The following is a 646-nucleotide window of genomic DNA, read 5'->3' on the forward strand; positions in this document are numbered from 1 at the left end:
GTGGTGCTGGTGGGGCCGATGATGTTTGTTGGTGCCGGCGCCGGGCTGTTATTGTCGTTTAAAATGGCAGGGGTAACTAATCAACCTAGAGTCAGAGTTCGCCCTTTCAACCCTAATATTGAATATGAAATGGCGGACAATCAATGTATGAAGTTCAAAAATAACCTCATCCTTCGTCGAGTCGTGCCTCGTATAGAGTTAGAAAATGATGGTGGTGAAAAAGATGACCTGTTCACTGACAACAAAGAATTTTATTTCCTGACCTATGCCAGTACAGAGCAAGAGCAAATAGAAATGATGCGCCACTTGAAGAGGTTCATCAAAGTTGAACATGAAGACTACTACCATCAGGTGTAGTTGATGGGGCCTAACTGATGTATGTGTCTGTCGATTCGTTACCGGATCTAACCCCAGAATATCAGCAAGCTCAGCAGCAAGCGGTACAAGAGGCCAAGGTGGTCTATCAATTTGAAGAGATGATAGTTCCTGCTACCGATTATGGCGATATTTTCACTTGGATACTCGGGGCTTGTATGTTTTTTTGGATAGGATACCAACTCTCATGGTTAGGGATTCTTGTTGCCTCGTTGTGCGTTTTTGCTTTAGGCAGCTACTTATATTACGCCGGTAACCCAGATGTAAAACA

1 protein-coding gene and 1 pseudogene are annotated in these 646 nt (G+C 43.8%); both read left to right on the forward strand.

Going from position 1 to position 646, the window contains the following annotated elements; translation table 11 throughout:
• A pseudogene (locus tag TW84_RS24720) lies at positions 1 to 357 on the forward strand (hypothetical protein); the annotation flags it as partial.
• A 17-nt stretch (positions 358 to 374) separates the two neighbouring features.
• A partial coding sequence (locus TW84_RS23310) for a hypothetical protein (RefSeq protein WP_045977991.1) occupies positions 375 to 646 on the forward strand: 272 nt, incomplete at its 3' end.

The organism is Vibrio neptunius (assembly GCF_000967495.1).
Classification (GTDB): domain Bacteria; phylum Pseudomonadota; class Gammaproteobacteria; order Enterobacterales; family Vibrionaceae; genus Vibrio; species Vibrio neptunius.